This is a genomic window from Bradyrhizobium sp. DN3 (assembly GCF_041357655.1).
In the GTDB taxonomy this organism is placed as follows: Bacteria; Pseudomonadota; Alphaproteobacteria; order Rhizobiales; family Xanthobacteraceae; genus Bradyrhizobium.
In genome coordinates this window covers 1-15,297 of sequence record NZ_JAULLN010000064.1, presented here as the reverse complement: position 1 = coordinate 15,297, position 15,297 = coordinate 1, and the positions used below count along the sequence as shown (strand labels likewise).

15 protein-coding genes and 1 pseudogene are annotated in these 15,297 nt (G+C 59.1%); 11 read left to right on the top strand and 5 right to left on the bottom strand.

What is annotated here, in order from left to right; translation table 11 throughout:
• The first annotated feature begins 554 nt into the window (after positions 1–554).
• The 7 genes from AAE027_RS39240 to AAE027_RS39210 all read left to right on the top strand — a co-directional run bounded on the left by AAE027_RS39240 (position 555) and on the right by AAE027_RS39210 (position 7,281).
• Positions 555–1,244: a class I SAM-dependent methyltransferase gene (locus tag AAE027_RS39240; RefSeq protein ID WP_176946163.1), complete on the top strand. Its 690-nt coding sequence runs from the start codon at positions 555–557 to the stop codon at positions 1,242–1,244.
• A 475-nt stretch (positions 1,245–1,719) separates the two neighbouring features.
• Entirely contained in the window at positions 1,720–5,055 is a 3,336-nt protein-coding gene (locus AAE027_RS39235; protein ID WP_091898916.1) for an adenylate/guanylate cyclase domain-containing protein, read from the top strand.
• 225 nt (positions 5,056–5,280) lie between these two features.
• Positions 5,281–5,667, top strand: coding sequence for a Crp/Fnr family transcriptional regulator (locus AAE027_RS39230; protein ID WP_479714271.1), 387 nt, complete (start codon positions 5,281–5,283; stop codon positions 5,665–5,667).
• Positions 5,616–5,978: a Crp/Fnr family transcriptional regulator gene (locus AAE027_RS39225; RefSeq protein ID WP_370991124.1), complete on the top strand. Its 363-nt coding sequence runs from the start codon at positions 5,616–5,618 to the stop codon at positions 5,976–5,978. The genes AAE027_RS39230 and AAE027_RS39225 overlap by 52 nt, the downstream gene beginning before the upstream one ends.
• A gap of 16 nt (positions 5,979–5,994) precedes the next feature.
• On the top strand, positions 5,995–6,204 hold the full coding sequence (locus AAE027_RS39220) for a DUF6894 family protein (RefSeq protein ID WP_370991125.1): 210 nt from the start codon (positions 5,995–5,997) through the stop codon (positions 6,202–6,204).
• 657 nt (positions 6,205–6,861) lie between these two features.
• Positions 6,862–7,008, top strand: coding sequence for a hypothetical protein (locus AAE027_RS39215; RefSeq protein WP_370991126.1), 147 nt, complete (start codon positions 6,862–6,864; stop codon positions 7,006–7,008).
• A gap of 69 nt (positions 7,009–7,077) precedes the next feature.
• Positions 7,078–7,281 (top strand): hypothetical protein, encoded by a 204-nt coding sequence (locus AAE027_RS39210; RefSeq protein ID WP_370991127.1) that lies wholly within the window; start codon positions 7,078–7,080, stop codon positions 7,279–7,281.
• Between the two features lie 659 nt (positions 7,282–7,940).
• Here AAE027_RS39210 and AAE027_RS39205 read toward each other — a convergent pair.
• The 4 genes from AAE027_RS39205 to AAE027_RS39190 form a co-directional block, all read right to left on the bottom strand.
• A complete protein-coding gene (locus AAE027_RS39205; RefSeq protein ID WP_164940329.1) occupies positions 7,941–8,087 on the bottom strand; it encodes a hypothetical protein in 147 nt (48 codons plus the stop codon).
• Positions 8,084–8,461, bottom strand: coding sequence for an ATP-dependent DNA ligase (locus tag AAE027_RS39200; protein WP_370991128.1), 378 nt, complete (start codon positions 8,459–8,461; stop codon positions 8,084–8,086). Before AAE027_RS39200 ends, AAE027_RS39205 begins: the two co-directional genes overlap by 4 nt.
• 31 nt (positions 8,462–8,492) lie before the next feature.
• Positions 8,493–8,579 (bottom strand): hypothetical protein, encoded by an 87-nt coding sequence (locus AAE027_RS39195; protein ID WP_479714272.1) that lies wholly within the window; start codon positions 8,577–8,579, stop codon positions 8,493–8,495.
• A 1,049-nt stretch (positions 8,580–9,628) separates the two neighbouring features.
• On the bottom strand, positions 9,629–9,919 hold the full coding sequence (locus AAE027_RS39190; protein ID WP_176946166.1) for a hypothetical protein: 291 nt from the start codon (positions 9,917–9,919) through the stop codon (positions 9,629–9,631).
• Between the two features lie 142 nt (positions 9,920–10,061).
• Between AAE027_RS39190 and AAE027_RS39185 the strand changes: the two genes are divergently transcribed.
• From AAE027_RS39185 to AAE027_RS39175, 3 genes and pseudogenes are all read left to right on the top strand, one after another.
• Positions 10,062–13,085 (top strand): AfsR/SARP family transcriptional regulator, encoded by a 3,024-nt coding sequence (locus AAE027_RS39185; RefSeq protein WP_091898920.1) that lies wholly within the window; start codon positions 10,062–10,064, stop codon positions 13,083–13,085.
• Between the two features lie 265 nt (positions 13,086–13,350).
• Positions 13,351–13,572: pseudogene (locus tag AAE027_RS39180) on the top strand (IS5/IS1182 family transposase); the annotation flags it as partial.
• 119 nt (positions 13,573–13,691) lie between these two features.
• Complete coding sequence (locus AAE027_RS39175) at positions 13,692–13,868, top strand: excalibur calcium-binding domain-containing protein (RefSeq protein ID WP_091898921.1); 177 nt, start codon at positions 13,692–13,694, stop codon at positions 13,866–13,868.
• Position 13,869: 1 nt separating this feature from the next.
• Here AAE027_RS39175 and AAE027_RS39170 read toward each other — a convergent pair whose 3' ends face one another.
• Positions 13,870–14,043: a hypothetical protein gene (locus tag AAE027_RS39170; RefSeq protein ID WP_176946167.1), complete on the bottom strand. Its 174-nt coding sequence runs from the start codon at positions 14,041–14,043 to the stop codon at positions 13,870–13,872.
• A gap of 660 nt (positions 14,044–14,703) precedes the next feature.
• On the opposite strand from AAE027_RS39170, the gene AAE027_RS39165 reads away from it, so the two are divergent.
• Positions 14,704–15,156, top strand: a complete 453-nt coding sequence (locus AAE027_RS39165) for a cupin domain-containing protein (protein WP_370991130.1) — start codon at positions 14,704–14,706, stop codon at positions 15,154–15,156.
• The last annotated feature ends 141 nt before the right edge of the window (positions 15,157–15,297 follow it).

The following is a 15,297-nucleotide window of genomic DNA, read 5'->3' as shown; positions in this document are numbered from 1 at the left end:
GATGGCACTCTCGGTCTTGGCCTATAATCTTACACGGGTCATGAACATCGTCGGGACCAAGCCACTGATCACTGCGATCGCGGCCTGAGACAGGCGCGGTTCCTAGCTTCCGGACCGATGCCCTTTGAAGCCGTTTTTACACGGCCAAGACCCGGAGCGGACGTCGACGAATTAAAGGAGCTTGAATTAGCACACTAAAAGATTGATTTAAATTTATTGCATTTGAAATTAAGACTTGACGCTTGACGGCCTTATTCCTTCGACGGCGCCGCGCATGCTCACCTTTGCTGAATAGCTCCAACCCTGCCGGGGCCAATCTGCGTGGAAAACGTTTTAGTTCTCTCGTTAGCGGCAGGTTCTAGCCAACAGGGAGACATGATCAAATGCTTCAATCTGCTCTGCGCTACTGTTTGAGCCACCCAGTTCGGGCCGCCTACACGTTGGCGTCCGAGCCATTTGAAATATGGACAGCGTTTCAGGATAGATTTGTCGCAAGTCGCGAGCGGCCCGTACCCCCTGACCTGTACCAGGCGGACCGCGGATGGGAATGCCGGATGCATGCACTGCTCGGTGTGTCGCAGCCGTGCCGAGCGACTTCGGAGTTCTGGGCCTTGTGGCCGGAAGTCATGGGAGAACTGAAAGCCAAGGGCATTCGGGTCGGTCCAGAAAGTTTCAAAGGCTGGAATGACGGCGATGCCGGGTTTGTGCGGGCCATTTGGTGTCTCGCCCGCCATCTGCGGCCCCGCAAAGTTGTTGAGACCGGCGTCGCTCATGGCGTTTCATCGCGCTTTATCCTTGAAGCGCTTGAACGGAATGGGGCTGGTCATCTATGGAGCGTTGACCATCCGCCGCTAGAGCATGTGTGGCATGAACAAATTGGCACGGCGGTTGGCGATCGCTATTCGGACCGCTGGTCCTACGTCAGGGGATCGAGCAAACGGCGCCTTCCCAGCATATTCTCCGAAGTTGGCCAGATAGACCTTTTTGTTCATGATAGCCTTCACAGTGAGGATAACGTTCGCTTTGAAATGGAGCGCGCCTGGGCAGCGTTGCGGCCGGGCGGCGCCATCGTCGTCGATGACATCGATGCCAACTGGGGTTTCAAATCCTTCGTGGAGACTTTTTCCGGTCACAAGTGGCTGATTTGCGAGGCTGAGCCGCTCCGTCCCGATTTGAGGCGTTTCAACAAAAAAGGACTGTTTGGAATCATTTTGAAGGAGCCAACCGCATCAAGCGAAAACTAGCCGGTCATTATCGATACGGCACTTTGTCCTAGGCGCGTCGTTTTGGTGATCGATTTGCAGCACCCTGAATGTCGCCTTTTGGCCCTTAGCGTCAAATATCAATCCTCACCCTGGCGTCTGCTCTTTGGGGTAAACCGGCCTTAGTCATAGTTAAAGCTGATCGACGCGAATGACCCAAGGCCGAAAGTCATAAAAAGGGGCGCGTGCATCTCGATTGATAGCCCTGATTGCGCTTGAGCGGCCATTGGGCGGGCAACTAAGCGATCCGAACAACTCAAAATCGACGAGTAGAATCGACAATGAGCTGTAGTCGCGAGAGCAGGCAGCGCGACCAGGCGGATTAACTGGCCCTCTCGTTGCGAGCCCAAACGTCAGCGATTCTGACGGTCCAACGCAGCAGGTCCCGATCGGAAGCTGTGCTAGGATGATGCTGTGCTAAGATGCAGGCACGCCTCGCCAGATCGGGGGATGATCCGTGCGATGTCCGAGCTGCAACGCTGACATTCCCGGGGGCAGCAAGTTCTGCCTGGAGTGCGGTGCGGCCCTTCTTGGAAGCTGTCCGTCATGCGGCAACACGAATCCGGCGAGCGCCAAATTTTGCTTGGAATGCGGTCACAAACTTCTCGCAAGCGGCGCCGATGCGCCAGGCAGGCCAGCTCCGGACACTGCCGCCTGGCAGCCTTCGCAGATTGGATCGGCTGAACGCCGCCAACTCACAGTCATGTTCTGCGATCTTGTGGGTTCGACCGCGCTTTCGGCTCGGCTCGATCCCGAGGACATGCGAGAGGTCATGAGTGCCTATCATCATCGCTGCGCGGAGGTGATCGGTAAGTGTGGCGGGTTTGTCGCCAAGTACATGGGCGATGGCGTGCTTGCCTACTTCGGGTATCCGCAAGCCCACGAGGACGACGCTGAACGTGCAGTACGTTGCGGCCTCGCGTTGGTCGAGGCGGTTTGCCGACTTCAGACCGACCATGGTGTCACCCTTCAGTCACGTATCGGCATCGCGACTGGCGTAGTGGTGGTTGGCGACCTAATTGGGGAAGGTGCAGCGCAGGAGCAAGGAGTGATAGGCGAGACCCCGAATTTAGCCGCCCGTCTTCAGACGATCGCGGGACCCGGTCAGGTGGTGATCGCGCCAAGCACACGACGGCTGACTGGCGGGCTCTTCGAATACCGTGATCTGGGACGAGTGATACTCAAGGGCTTGGCCGATCCGATCCAAGCATGGCATGTACTCGCCGCGAGCGCGGTGCAAAGCCGGTTCGAGGCGCAGCACGAGACCAGCCTTGCTCCGTTGGTGGGGCGTGAAGAGGAACTGGAGCTGCTTTTACGCCGTTGGAGCCAGGCCTCGCAGGGTGAAGGCCGCGTGGTCCTACTTACAGGCGAGCCGGGCGTCGGCAAATCGCGATTGATAGCCGCACTGCAGGAGCGGCTCCAATCTCAGCCGTATGTACGAATACGCAACTTCTGCTCGCCACAACACAGCGACAGCGCCCTGTACCCGATCATCAATCAGCTCGAACGCGCCGCTCGGCTTGAACGTGCCGATGAGCCCGAGCAGAAGCTAACCAAGCTCCAAAATCTGCTTTCACCGGTGCTCCCTGAACGGGCCGCGGACTTGGCGCTTCTGGCTGACCTCCTCTCGCTGCCGAGAACCGGGCAGCGCGGATTGCCCGAGATGGACCCACAGAAGCGAAAGGAGAAGACCTTCGACGCGCTCTTTGCGCAGCTCCGGCAGCTCGAGCAGCAGCAGCCGGTGCTGATGATCTATGAGGATGTCCAATGGATTGATCCGACCACGCTGGAGCTGCTCGCGCTCACTGTGGAACGAGCGCACCAGATGCGGCTGTTACTGGTCATCAGTGCCAGACCAGAGTTTGCGCCGCCCTGGCCGGGTTACGCTCATGTAACGACGGCCTCGCTCACGCGACTAAGCCGACGCGAGGGGACCATGCTGATCAAAGGGGTCGCCCAAGGAAGGTCCCTACCCGACGAGGTGAACAACCAGATCCTTCTTCGCACGGACGGCGTGCCACTCTTCATCGAGGAGCTGACCAAGGCAGTGCTTGAAGGCGGACTACTGCGCAAACGGGAGCATGATTACGTGCTTGACGGTTCTTTGGCGCCGATGACGATCCCCACAACGCTCCATGCCTCGCTGATGGCACGGCTTGACCGACTGAATTCGGTGCGACAGGTGGCTCAGATAGGTGCCGTGCTGGGCCGCCAATTCTCGCACGAACTGCTGCATGCAGTGGCAGAGATGCCGGAGCGCCAATTGAACGATGCGCTGGAGCAACTTGTTCGCGCTGAGCTACTTTTCCGGCGCGGTGCGCCACCGAATGCGCAATACACCTTCAAACATGCGCTGGTGCAGGATGTTGCATATGCCAGTCTGCTTCGGGGCAACCGCCAAAAGCTGCATGCCCGGATCGCAAGAACGTACGAGACCCGTTTTCCCGAAGTCGTTCGCGTCCAACCCGAACTTGTGGCTCACCACTTCACAGAGGCCGGGCTCGGTAATGCCGCGATCGAGTATTGGCAACGGGCGGGTGATTTAGCGATGGCACGTTCGGGCCACACCGAGGCTATTCATCACTTCTCCGTTGCGCTGGACCTCTTGAGCAAACTTGGTGAAAAGCCCGATCGTGCAGCGAAAGAGCTGGAGTTATGCGTCAAGCTCGGACCGGTCCTTATGATGGTGAAGGGTACCGGGTCACCGGAGGTTGAAGCGATCTATAGCCGCGCAGTGGCTCTCGAAGCGGGCGAAGACAGCTCAACGCGGTTCAAGGCGCTGTGGGGCCTTTACTATCATTCGATGACCTCCGGACGCTTGCGTGCGGCGGCCGCTCATGCCGACGAGCTTCTTGGGCTCGCACAGCGCTTGGGCGCTGATGATCTCGTCCTTGAGGGCCATCACGCGAAGTGGGCGACGTCGCTTTGGTGCGGGAACTTGGCCGCTGCAGACGAGCATTCTCAAAAAGGCATCTCACGATACGATTGCACTCGGCATCATGCCCTTGCGTTCACGTTCAGTGGTCATGATCCCGGAGCGTGCGCTCACGGCGTCAGGGCGATCAGTATGGCGCTGTCAGGCTTTCCCCAAAAGGCAATGAAATTCGGCGCCGAGGCGGTCACGTTGGCTCGGATCTTGTCTCACCCGTACAGCCTTGCCAATGCAATGTGGCATTCTGCGATCGTACTTCAGGTCGGCCGTCAGAGGCAAAGCTGCCGTGATCTTTCCAGCGAGCTGGTCGAGGTATCGCAAGAGAACGATTTTCCGATGATGCGCGGCGCGGGAATGTTCTTCTTGGGTTGGGCGACCGCGGATGGCGGCGACCTCGAGCAGGGGATCGCTTTGATGGAGCAGGGCCTCGCACTCTTTTCGGCCGTCCGTCAAGTAACCAGACCTTACATGCTGGCAGTTTTGGCAAACACTAATGCGGATCTTGGCAAGCCCGGGGAAGCCCTCGAATTGTTGAAGGATGCGTTCGCTTCGGCAGATGTGAGTGATGAGTGTTGGTCGAAGGCCGAACTTCACCGCCTCAGGGGTCGGCTGCTTGCGGCAGGCGGGCGACACGATGAGGCCGAAGCCTGTTTTCAATCGGCAATTGAGGTCAGCAGAGGGCAGAGAGCGAAGATGCTTGAGCTTCGTGCTGCCACGAGTCTCGCGCGGCTGTGGAGCGACCGGGGCAAGAACACCGAAGGCCGTGATCTCCTCGCCCCGATCTATGGCTGGTTCACGGAGGGTTTCGATACTCCCGATTTGAAGGAGGCCAAAAGCCTACTCGACACGCTGGCGCGATGAGAGCGCTCATGCTCGCAAGGTCTGTAATGAACGTCCACAGTTGGTCCTAATGCGAACTCCTGCATGGCTCGGGAATAGTCGGCTTTTCGGGCAAGCGGAAGCGATCGGCGCGCTTTCAAACCGGCGCTTTTGACTTGTCGATACGCCGCCGGAACTTCGGCAATTGTCCTGCATGGTGCCAAGGGATAGGCTCTGCCCGTATCCTTCAGCTTCGTAGGGGCCACTATGCCTCATCAAAAACTGATCGCACGTCTGCAGGCGACCGGAGGCCTATCAGATGAAGAGCGACGCTCGCTGGATGGCATGCCGAGAACGATCAGATCATTGGCAGATGGCGAGTATTTTTCGCGAGAAGGCGATGTTGCGTCGCATTGCGTCATCTTGGTCAGCGGCTTTCTGTGCCGTCACAAGATTGTAGAAGGTCGGGACCAAATTTTGTCCTTTCACGTGCCTGGAGACATGCCTGATCTCAACACCTTGCATCTGTCGGAGATGGACCACAACCTGGTGAGCATCGGGCGATCCACCGTCGCCCTGGTGCCTCACCGGTTCCTAGCCAGATGCTGGACGGCTCACCAAGGCTCACGTACGCCTTCTGGCGCGAAACCCTGATCGATGCTGCGATTTATCGCCAATGGGTCGCCAACCTAGGCGGGCATGACGCAATTGCAAAAATCGCGCACCTCATCTGCAAGTTTCTTGCTCGCTTGGAGGTCGTCAGTTTAGCGCGGGATAATAGGTTCCAGCTTCCCTTCACGCAGAAGCACGTGGCCGATGCTTGCGGCATCTCGATTGTCCACGTTAATCGCACGCTTCAGGAACTAAGACGTCGTGGCCTAATTACTTGGGAAGAAGGAGAGGTTGCTGTGCTCAACCGCGAGGAACTGGAAAGCATTGCTGAGTTCCTAACCATCTTCATTTGAAGCGGTAGACCTTATCGTGGCCGCCTACAAGTTCGTTGTAGAAGGGAGATCAGGCTTCGAACCGATCTCCCTCGAATTGCCGACCGAGGTTGCCGCTTGGCGAGAGGCTACGACCCTCTGCGGAGAACTTGTGAAGGACGAATTAGAGCCCTCCACCGCATTTCGGCTGCTGGTCTTCGACGAGAATGGGGCGCAGCTATTTCAGATCAATATTGTGGCGACCTGATCTTAGGAGCTGGCGCGCTCGCAGGGGTCGCTCTCGCGGCGAGATGGCTCAAGTCCAGATCTATGTCAAACTTAAGCAAACGGTCGGCGAAAGGCCAGCGGAACGTTCCGCCCACGCTTCTTTGTCAACTTGTGGCCCATCAGCGAAGTGGCGGCACGCTTCGTTGAGATCCGCTCATTGGGACGAGCGGACTAACCGGACGTATCTGTGCAGCGGAGCCGATTAGCCCGCACAAGCAGGGCGGCGCTTAAACGTTTGCGAGATAGCGGGACATACACAGGAAAGATTGACCTCCGCAAAGCGCCGACAAAGTATCAGCTCCAAAAGATCAAGGCGCTTAAAGGCAAGCGCGTTTCTAAATCAAAGGCTCCGCCTAAGCGCGAGCTACCGCCAAAGCAAAAGGTGCCGGGTGCGAAAATCCGGCGCCGCGGACAGCGCCATGGCTCAACTCTGAATTAAGGATGGCATAAATGCCGGCATCTTGGCAAAGTTCAAACCTCGCTCAGCCGGCAGATGGAAGCCGGAACATCAAGTAGAACTACTGAGAACACACTCATCCGCTCGGCGTGCCGGATGCCTTAATGTCGGCTCAGATTTTTCAAAATCCCCCGCAACCATCGGCCCCGTTCAGCGTCATGCTCAATTGCGGAGCGCGCGATGGACGACGACGAGGAACAGCAAGAGCTTGCAGATCTGATCATGCGCTACCGCATGATGGAGCGCGACGTCACCGATCCGCTCGCACGCGGGCTCCTGCACGATATCGTCGAATTAGAAGCGCCGCTGCAAACTTCAAACGAGTAGCCGGACTATTGCAAGACGGCACTGGCCTCAGTTAGAGACGCGCCTACCCGCCATTCGAGGGCCGCTCAAATGAAGAACGACGAATACCGTCGCCAAGCTGCCGACGCCCCGCAGGAGGCCGACAAGGCCAGCAACGACCGCGCTGCCTGGCTTCGCGTGGCTCAGGGCTATCTGAGCCTTATTCGCAAAAGACCCCAGTCTGAGGAACAGGCCTTTGAGGCTCGAAGCCGGGCCGAAGGAACAGGCCAACCGCGTTCGGACGCTTCAAACTAGGAGGCTATCTTCAGTGGCGGCTTCGGCCCCGGCCCTGTCGAGCCACGTTCAAGAGGTATGACTGGGGAACTGAACGTTCGAGGCGGCACAACAACTTTTTGGTCGAGTTTTCCGAATTGCAACTGATCGTAAACTCACCGCACCTAATAGTTGTAAGGTAGACGATGATGTTGCCGAACCCTCTTTCAGCGCGTGGCGTCATAGCCTGCGGCGCCTCGCTGCTTGGATGGTGCGTGGAAACAGGAGCGAGGAGCCGTCGCGTCCTGCTGGTGTAGCGAGGGCGCCGGCGCCAGCTAGAAACGAAGCGCCCCCTCGGCAAACGCTTCCGCCGCGTCCCTAAAGGAAGCCGGAATATCAAGCGGTGTTTAAGCTCTATGCCTAGAGAGATCGCAATAGCGCGCTCTGGTCACTTGCCGCCGCCTGCATGGTGGCGTTCAGTATCGCCGCAGTGGTTTCTCCTCGCTAATCGAAGTCTCTCCTCACTAATCAAACAAGAGGCCGTCTGCGTTGGCGGCCTCTTTCAAATCATGTCTCGCCAATAATGTCGTCTCATGGCCCCTTAGCCGAAGAAGGCTAAGGCCATTGCGGTGTCGGCTGTCGGGGGTACAGCGGCACGGCGTACTGGCCCAGAAGGCGCATCCATGTCGGCGAATGCGCGTTTATTCGAGAACCTCATATTCGAACGCTACGCCCTCAGGGTCGTTTTCCTCGAACCATTTCTCTGCGGCATCCTGGTTAGCGAACACCTTAATGTGGTCCTTATCGCCAGCCTGCTTGCCGGTGTTGACGTATACGAAGACTGTCACAGCTCGCGCTCCATCGCGGGATGGCTCCGGTTCTTCACCTTGATCCAGTGTTTCTGCCGACCGCCACGGTATGGCCGATCGCGATGCTTGGAGACCAGGCCCTCAAGTCCCATCTGGCAAGCCGCCCGAAATACGTCAGGCCGGATCTCGCCGCGCTCGAACGGTGCTACGCTGATCCCGTCCGGCCGGCGCGCCAATAGCTGCTGTAGATTTGCTTTGCGCAGGTGCAGCGGCAGATCGCGCAGATCGTCGCCGTCGATGGCGAGGACGTCGAAGGCGTAGAGCTGCACCTCGTGATCGTACAGCCGGCTGTGCAGCGCGTTGAAGTCGCTGATGCCGTCCACGCCGAGGATCACGGCCTCGCCATCGATCACAAAGCGCTTCTGCCGGTTCTTCAGCGCGGCCTCAGCAATCCGAGGGGTAGCGTTTCGTCCAATCGGTGCCGTTTCGAGAGAGGAGGCGCACGCGCTCGTTCTCCCGGATGACCAGCATCCGATAGCCATCATGCTTCACTTCGTGGATCCACTCCGGTCCTGACGGGACCTGCTTGCCGGCGGTGGCCAGGCAGAGCTCGTACGCCATACGCATGGGTGGGAGATAGGTTTTCCCGCAGAGTTTACGAGTCAGGAACAAGTGGCAATGTGGCGAATTTCTTCCTTGCTCCGGGCTCTCCAGACCCCCGGTAAAGCCGGAGCGCAGCCAACGGCCTCAGCTGCGGATCAGCTGAGGCCGCCTTTTTGGGCAGCCAGGGCAATCTAGTCGAGCCAAAGTCTATATGGCGGCGCCTTGCGGGAGATAACCCGCAGGGTTTACGATGCAACCTATTTTAGAATTTTCAATTTGGAGCTACTCATTGGCAACAAGCGTTGAAACGATCGTTTCGGCTTATGTACGTCTAAAGAATCGGCAAGCCTTGGAGAATATGCGAGACCTTCGCCGCCAGTTGCTCGCACAACTACAGTCCACATCTAGCATCGACCCGGCTGAGTCTCGAGATGCGCTACTTGAGGACCTCCGAGTGATTGAGGATGGACTGGAGCAGCTCCAGCTGAGGGAGTGACGGGCGGCCCGCCAGTGCACGCTGGCAGGGCTATGTGTTAATCAGGACGTGCCGTGGCGCGGCCGCAGGGGCCGTTCCAGATCGGCGCCTGCGGCTTCCGTTTGGATGGCACCTTCTTTAAACGGGCAGATTATTCGACAATGAGCGACGACGCCGCGAGATACTTCCGCCTGGCGAAGAACTGCCTCGATGAGGCAGAGAAGGCCACAAGCCCGGTCGATAAGGAGGCTTGGCTAAACCTGAGGGAAGAGTGGTTGGCGATGGCGGAGAAAGCTCAAAGGTCGCGGTCCCAGTCCCCGAAGTGAATATCACATGGTGACGCGAATCTAGATCGGGAGCACGGCCGGACCATTCCATTAGCAGAGCTTTGGATTGTAATCGGCGCTTTGTCTTCAATCGCTCTGATCGCGAGTCTCTGTACGGCGTCCTGCCGAAATGCGCGGCGGCTGCTGGAAGGTCGGCCGCCACGCGACAGCGCGATCTACCGCGCCGGGCCGATCGCAACGACGGGGGAGAGGGCCAGCGCTGTAATCGCGCGTCCCCCGCTGCTGGCGGTCTGCTCATCGCGTGCCCCTTGACGCGGCGTCAGGATCGGCGCCGATACGCCAGCCGCAGACGTCTCCTGCTGAGCGTTGGCCGGTCCCAATATCACGAACTGGTGCGGCGTGATCGGAAAGCCCATGACTTCATACGTCGGCAGTTCCGCGGCGTTGGCTCCGACTGTTCCCATCACGAGGGCTGCGGCGGCTGCGATCGACAAGCGATTCCACATAGTGATCTCCATTGGTAGTGGTGGCCCTGACCTCGCGAGCAGGCTAGCGATCCGCCGCAATGGACCTGTCGGTGCGCGCGTGATAAATTCGCAAAATCGTCGGACCGGGTGCTTTTTGCGCCCTGAGTAAGGGCCGGCGGATATGGCGAAGGCAAACCTCGCACTTCTCGGCAGTTTCCGGCTCCAGACGGACACCGGAGAGCCCATCCCGTTGGCCACCAAAAAGACGACAGCCCTGCTGGCCTATCTGGCGTTGCATCCAGGCGAAGCACAGGCGCGACCAAAGCTTGCCGCGCTGCTGTGGGGCGACCACGATGAGGCGCAGGCCCGCGACAGTCTGCGACAGGCGCTGAGCCTTTTGCGCAAGGCCTTGTCACACACCTGTCCTGCCGCATTGATCGCTCAGGAGGACACCGTCCGCCTTGAGCCGACCGCCCTCGAAATCGATGCAAAGGTGTTCGAGGATCTTATCGCGGAGCCGGGCGTGGCGAACCTGGAGCGGGCCATCGGACTCTATCGTGGCGAATTCCTCGACGGCTTTCACCTATCGGCACCGGAGTTCGAGAGCTGGGCAGCGGCGGAACGTCAGCGGTTCCGCGAACTTGCCTTGGAAGGCATGGCGAAGCTGCTCGATCATCATCTGTCCGCAGGTATGATTGAACGGGGCATTCACATTGCGACCCGACTGCTTGCGGCAGATCCCCTGCAAGAGCGTGTTCATCGCACCCTGATGGAGTTGTATGCCCGGCAGGGCAGACAGGGCGCGGCGCTCCGCCAATATCGTATCTGCGCCGAACTGCTCTCCAGGGAGTTGGGAATTGAGCCCGACACACAGACCAAAACATTGCACCGCCATCTTCTGCGCGAGTGGAACCGTACCCAGCCCAAAGCCTCAACGGTCCGCGGTTCGGTGCCGCAGGATCCCGTCAGTGGGATCAGCGATCAATTGCTAGACTCGGGAGGCTTGGAAAGAAGCATCGCGCCATCGATGCACGCGAATGCGGCGCTAGGTAATCTGCCGATCCAGACAACGAGCTTTCTGGGCCGCGACAGAGATCTCGCCAGGGCTGGCGGGATCCTGTCCAGCGCGCGGCTGCTCACGCTGACCGGCCCCGGCGGGATCGGCAAGACACGGCTCGCACTCCAACTCGCTGCGACGATGCACGACAACTATCCGGATGGCACATGGCTGGTGGAGCTTGCCGCTTTCGATGATCCCAATGCGACCGGTCACGCGGTCGCCGACGTCTTCGGCATCACGCAACAAGCCGGCAAGACGATCGAGCAAAGCGTTGCCCATGCGCTTGCCGGACGAAGTCTGCTTCTCATTCTCGACAACTGCGAGCACTTGATCGATGCGATAGCCGGCCTTGCACGGGAGATCCTGTCAACATGCCAGCATGTCAGCCTGCTGGCGACCAGCCGGGAGACGCTGATGGTCGACGGCGAGCGGACCTATCCGGTGCCTCCCCTTGAGTGCGGCGATGGAATCGAGGCGCCAGCGGTGGAGCTGTTCGTAGAGCGCGCGCGATTTGTGGAACCACATTTCGAACTCGATGGTGACGCTGACACGATCTGTGAAATATGCCGCCGCCTTGATGGCATTCCCTTGGCCATCGAGCTCGCAGCCGCCCGAACGCGGGCAATGAGTCCCACTCAGATCCGCGATCGCCTGCATGAACGCTTCCGCCTGCTCACCAGCGGGTCGCGACACGTCTTGAAGCGACATCAGACGCTGCGCCACGCCGTCGAATGGTCGTATGACCTGTTGTCGCCATCCGAGCAGGCCGTGCTTTCGCGCGCATCGGTATTTGCCGGAGGTTTCGGGCTGGAGGCTGCGGAGCGCGTTTGTAGCGGCGGCGACATCGCTACCGCCGATGTTCTCTATCTCCTGGACTCGCTGGTGCGAAAATCGCTGCTCAGCGCCAAACGGGTCGGGAAGGCAGTTCGCTACGGCCAGCTCGAAACGATCAGGCAGTTCGCCGAAGAGCGGCTCGCGATGCTGGGTGAAACCGAGGTCTTTCGGGGGCGCCATGCGCAATTTTTCGCGGAGGATGCTGAGACGCACCACAGGATTTGGCGCAGCCCGCAGCAATTGATGGCCTATGCCTGGCTCGATCAGGAGGTGGACAATTTGCGCGCGGCGTTTCGGTGGGCGAGCAGCCAGGATGATATCGATGTTGCGGCCCGGATCGCATCCAGGGTCCCGAGCCTGGCGGTCCTCCGCGTGCGCAGCGAACCGCTCAATTGGCCGACGGAGATCGTCGATGCGGCACGGCGCGGCGGCCATCGCCGGCTCGGCGCTCTGCTGACTTATGCAGCCAAAAGGGCCTGGAACCTGGGACGTGTTCAAGAGGCGACGCTCTACGCCGAGGAGGCGATAGCGCTGATGGGCAATGCCAACTTTGATCCGCCGGTCTGGGCGTTCTCTGTTCTGGCCATGATTGCGTCCCGCCAGGGCAATCCCGAAAGCGCTGTCAAGTTTGCGCGTGCCGGCGCCGAACATCCGGCTGACCGGCGCGAGCGGCAATGCCTGGCGACGCTTCCCTTTTACCTGGCAATGGCCGGCGCGCATGACGAGGCGATGGCGATCGCCGACGACATCGTTGACAAGGTTGCGGCCGCACGAACTCCAAGTTCGCACATCGCGGCGTTGTTTTCCAAGGGAAGAGCCTTTAGCAAGGCCAACCCAAGGTGCGCCTTGGATGCGTTCGAGACGGCCCTTGCGCATGCAAGGACATCCGGTAATCGCTACTGGGAGATCGTCATCATTCCCGCCGTCGCGGAGCTGCAGGTGCGGAGCGGCGATCCGGTCAAGACGTTGCGAACCCTGCCGCGAATGCTCGAAATCTGGGGCCAATCAACAGAGATAGGTCTTGCGACCCTCACGACCGCCACCCTGATTCTGCTGTTTGAGCGGCTGGGCAAGCCAGAGGTCGCGGCCACGCTCAGTGGCGCCCTCTCCCAAATGATCCCATCGATCCGTTTTTTCCAGGAACTGCCTGATACTCTCGCGCGCGTTCGTCATGTGCTGGGAAATGCCTCCTTCGAGGCGGCTAAGAGGCGCGGTGCGGCGATGACCCATCGCGAGATAGTCGAATATGCGACAGCTCAAGTCGAACACGCCCTGACCGCGATGGGCGCGTCAAACGCCGAATGTCGATAAGTCTAGCGGCGCATTAGTCAGGAATGAACGACGGCTGATGGCCAACGCCGAAACATATTGCGCCAATTACGGCGTCGGCTATCGGCGGTAAACCGGATGAGGGACCGCGCTTCCCTCGATCCCGCTTGTGAGCTGAGCGGACATGTTGCCTTGGGGCTCACTGCTGTGAGACAGTGCGCGAGACTGGAGAGCAAAATATGGCAGATTCCGGCGAGGAGAAGTAAATGGTCTCAACGCTACTCGGCCCGAGTGATGGCCATCTCGCAACATGGCCAGGAAGGCTCGCGACGAGACGGCAGTCGTGGCAGACCGCGGCTATTACGATGGCGAGGAGATCAGGGCCTGCGAGGAAGCCGACATCACGGTGACGTTGCCGAAGCCGATGACTTCGGGCGCCAAAGCTGCTGGCCGCTTCGGCAAACAGGACTTCGTCTATGTCCCCGCCGACGATGTTTATCGCTGTCCCGCCGGCGGGCAGCTAACTTATCACGCGCCGGTTCCGTGCGGTATCGGCGCGCCATGATTGTGCTATCAAGCCGCGCCGGGTCACGAACGCAGCGATGGCGACCTTAGCCGTTAGACTAGCTATTTGCGGTCTTCGGGGTTTTGGCTTCGAGCCCTTGGCCGGTCACGACAACGCTCAGACATATCGCGTCCGCGCCCAACTGTGAGTTTGCCCGCTTGGTCGGCTTGGCACCCGCGAGAATGGGAGAGCCGGGGAACTGGAGACATCATGATCGCGATAGGGACGGAGTTGCATGCGAGCCATGGCCGCGGCGGTAGTTTAAGGTTCGCGTTTGTCGGCTAATTCTTTAGCCGCTAAGCTAAGCTCCAGCTCCCTAAGCTGCTCGATCAGTAGCTCTACGATCTCTTCATAGTCGGATGACGAGAGCGCATGCACACCACGCAATCGCATCTGGTCTTGCAGAATGTTCGCCATCATGGCTTTGACGCTCATGAACCCTCGTCTGAAAATTAGATCGTCATGAAAACAATCTGAAGTAGATGCCGAACATGGTGCATGCGCAATGTCCGTAGAAGTACTGGGCTGTATTGCAGCGCACATAACCCGCAATTCTTGAACGGCCCGGAGGACTGCGTGGTTTGAGCTTGCGCGAATTTGGCGAGGCTTCGGGTTGTAAGTCAGCCGCCTCGAAGGCACACAACGCCGTTCCCGATGGCTACTTCTTTCCCATCGTTCGGGGCATTCGCCTCACTGATCCGGCATAGCGGTCAGTTCGGCGGCTATCCTCGATGCACCAATTCCCTGCCGGGCGAGCCTGACCAATCGTCGGACCTCCTGCTCGGCCCATTGCTTTGGCTCCGGTGTTTTCATGATGCGGCGCTCGATCCGCACCAGTTAACCAGCGAGCGTAATGACCGACACTTGGGAAATTTACGGGTGGGCGGCCTGAGGCCGGCCCTCGCAGTTGCTTGTCGGCTATCAGCCGTAAACCGGGCGTTGGGCTGTGCTTGCCACGACCGCCGCTTGTGACCCAATTCGGACTTGGTTCGTGATGGAAGGTTCAAGAAGCGACCTGAAGATGTTAAGTGCCTCAGATTGAGATTTTGCTGTATCCTGTTGGGCCTTCTTCGCAACATGTAGGAGGAGATTCGGATGAATAAGTCCTTAGTCGCCGCCGGTTTGATTGCATTGGCAAGCTCTGCGATGGCTCAAGATGCGATGAAGGTAGTCAAGCCCGATGGGCTGACGTGGAAGGAGCATCCGGTCTTCAGGGGCGCGCAAACCGCCATCCTGATCGGTGACCCAACAAAGGCCGAGATGATCGTCCAGCGAACGAAATTCCCGCCGAATTATAAAGTTCCGCCGCACACTCATCCCTACGCCGAGGTCGTCACCGTGATGAGTGGCAGCTTTGGGAACGCCATGGGGGAGAAGTTTGATCCGTCGAAAGGCGAAACATTGAAGCCGGGCTCCGTCTTCGCGCTGCCGGCGAAGCACCCCCATTATGTTTGGACGACAAACGAAGAGACGATCGTCCAAATTGTGTTTACCGCACCGGGGGGCATCGAGTTCATCGATCCAGCCGACGATCCGCGCAAGAAGTAAAAACGAAGCGCAGAAAGCACGACTGAGGCCGACTTAACGGGCGGCCTCTTTCGTCATTCTGGCAAGGGAGCGCGATGTCGCCTATTGGCCGATTCCGTTGAAAAAGGCCGGCAGTATTTCGTTGTAATAGCTCCGTCGCGA